Raw genomic sequence first — 959 nt, 5'->3', positions numbered from 1 at the left:
AGTAGAATCAGTATAATTTTATATAAATGGTGGTATAAAGTTAGATTATGAAAAAGAGTGTAAGAAAAGCAATAATACCAGCAGCAGGACTGGGAACAAGATTTTTACCTGCAACAAAATCACAACCAAAAGAAATGCTTCCAATAGTTGATAAACCAACACTACAATACATAATAGAAGAAGCAATAGACTCAGGAATAGAAGAAATACTAATAGTAACAGGTCGTAGYAAAAAATCTATAGAAGATCACTTTGAYAGAAGTGTAGAACTAGAACTAGAGCTTGAGCAAAAAGGTAAAAAAGAAATGCTTAAAATGGTTCAAGACATATCAAACATGGTAAACATCCATTACATACGCCAAAAAGARCCAAAAGGACTTGGTCATGCAATACATTGTGCAAAAAGCTTTATAGGAGATGAGCCTTTTGCAGTACTTCTTGGAGATGATATAGTTGATAGTGAAACTCCATGCTTAAAACAACTTATAAATGCATATGATGAATATAAAACATCAGTACTTGGAGTACAAAAAGTAGCTAATGAAGATACTGACAAGTATGGAATACTTGATGTTAAACATATAGAAGATAGAGTATACAAAGTAAAAGATATGGTTGAAAAGCCAAATGTTGAAGATGCTCCATCAAATATAGCAATACTTGGAAGATATATAATAACTCCTGAAATATTTAATATATTAGAAAATCAAGAACCAGATAAAGGTGGAGAAATACAATTAACTGATGCTCTCAAAACTTTAGCTAAGCAAGAAGCAATATATGCATACAACTTTGAAGGAAGAAGATATGATGTAGGTGATAAATTAGGATTCTTAGAAGCTACTATAGACTTTGCTTTAAAGAGAGATAACCTAAGAGATGATTTATTAGACTATATGAAAAATGTTATAAACGATATAGAATCAAAGTAATTAGTATAAAATAATAAGAGATTTTAT

The 959-nt window shown here is 29.9% G+C and carries 1 protein-coding gene; it reads left to right on the top strand.

Features of this window, described 5'->3' with window-relative positions; translation table 11 throughout:
• The first annotated feature begins 47 nt into the window (after positions 1–47).
• The gene (gene galU, locus G3997_RS06555) at positions 48–932 is read left to right on the top strand and encodes a UTP--glucose-1-phosphate uridylyltransferase GalU (RefSeq protein ID WP_296644659.1); all 885 of its coding nucleotides are present in this window, start codon (positions 48–50) and stop codon (positions 930–932) included.
• Positions 933–959 lie beyond the last annotated feature (27 nt).

Origin of the sequence: Romboutsia sp. 13368 (assembly GCF_018336475.1) — a bacterium.
Classification (GTDB): Bacteria; Bacillota; Clostridia; order Peptostreptococcales; family Peptostreptococcaceae; genus Romboutsia.
The sequence above is the reverse complement of the archived record's forward strand: the minus strand, read 5'-3'. Positions and strand labels throughout refer to the sequence as shown.